The organism is Nonomuraea zeae, assembly GCF_005889725.1.
In the GTDB taxonomy this organism is placed as follows: domain Bacteria; phylum Actinomycetota; class Actinomycetes; order Streptosporangiales; family Streptosporangiaceae; genus Nonomuraea; species Nonomuraea zeae.
Genome location: NZ_VCKX01000676.1, coordinates 1 through 1,327, shown reverse-complemented (window position 1 = coordinate 1,327; position 1,327 = coordinate 1). Strand labels below are relative to the sequence as shown.

The following is a 1,327-nucleotide window of genomic DNA, read 5'->3' as shown; positions in this document are numbered from 1 at the left end:
GGATGCTCCTATGGATGTCAAGAGGGGCTTTCTTGATCGTTGGAGGTGATTATCCGGTAGAGGTCGCGGGCTATGTAGCGCTTCAAACAGCGGATGATCTCTTTCTTCGACAGGCCGTCTCGGGTGCGTCGTTCCATGTAGGCGCGGGTGCGGGGGTCCCATCGCAGGCGGCACAGGACCACGCGGTAGAGCGCTGCGTTGGCTTGGCGGTCGCCGCCGCGGTTGAGGCGGTGCCGGGTGGTCTTGCCGGAGGAGGCGGGGATCGGTGCGACGCCGCAGAGCATCGCGAAGGCGGCTTCGCTGTGCAGTCGGTCGTGGTTTTCGCCGACGGTGACCAGGAGCTGGCCGGCGGTGTCGGTGCCGACGCCGTGTGTGGCGGCCAGCCGGGGGTTGATCGCGGTCACCAGGGTGGATAGGAGTTCGTCGAGGTCGGTGATCTCGGTGGACAGCTGCTGATGGCGGCGGGCCAGAGAACGTAGCGCGATCTGGGCGGCGGTGGCGGGGCTGGCGGCGTTGTCGCGGTCGGGGTTCAGGGCGGCGCAGGTGGCGATCAGTTTCGTGATCGACAGTCCGCGTAGGTGTTCACGCACGTCATCGGGGGCGGTCACGATCAGTGCCTTGAGTTGGCGCTGGGTGTCGGCGCGCTGGTCGACGGCACTGCGCCGGGCCACGCGCAGGTTGCGCAGCGCCTCGATGCGGGCCTCACGCTGCTTGGGGGTGCCGGTCCGATCCCCGGCCAGTGCGGCCTTGGCGGCGGCGATTGCGTCGATCGGGTCGGACTTGCCCTGAAAGCGGCGCCTTTTGCGGTCGGGCCGGTCGATCTCGACCACGTCGATGTGCTCGGCCTGCAGCAGGCGGGTCAGGCCGGCTCCGTAGACGCCGGTGCCCTCGACCCTGACCCGCCTCAGCTGCCCGTAGGCGCGCATCCAGGTCAGCAGGGCGGCGTACCCGGCCGGAGTGGCAGGGAACTGCTCGGTGCCCAGGACCCGGCCGACCGGGTCGATCACCGCTGCGGTGTGGGTGTCCTGGTGGGTGTCCACGCCGCCGACGACTTCGCCGAGCGGGGCGTTTTCGGATGTAATGGAGGTCATCGTCGTCCTGTCGTCTTGACCGGGGGCAGGGCGGCACGCACCAGCCGGGCAACGCGGACAAGACAGTGATGGGGCCTCTGGCCAGGCTCCTATGAAGTCACAAACGCCACGTCCGGTGAGTGCACATGAGCGCCTCCCGGCCAGGGACGACACATCCCGTTAAGGACCCGAAGTCAGTCAGGCGGTGGGTCAGCCCCTGGCGGGAAGCGCTCATCTACATCCTCACTGTCAGGCGG

General features: G+C 68.3%; 1 protein-coding gene. It reads right to left on the bottom strand.

Annotated elements, in window-relative coordinates:
* Positions 1-17: 17 nt before the first annotated feature.
* Positions 18-1,082: an IS110 family RNA-guided transposase gene (locus ETD85_RS62320; RefSeq protein WP_420847402.1), complete on the bottom strand. Its 1,065-nt coding sequence runs from the start codon at positions 1,080-1,082 to the stop codon at positions 18-20.
* Positions 1,083-1,327 lie beyond the last annotated feature (245 nt).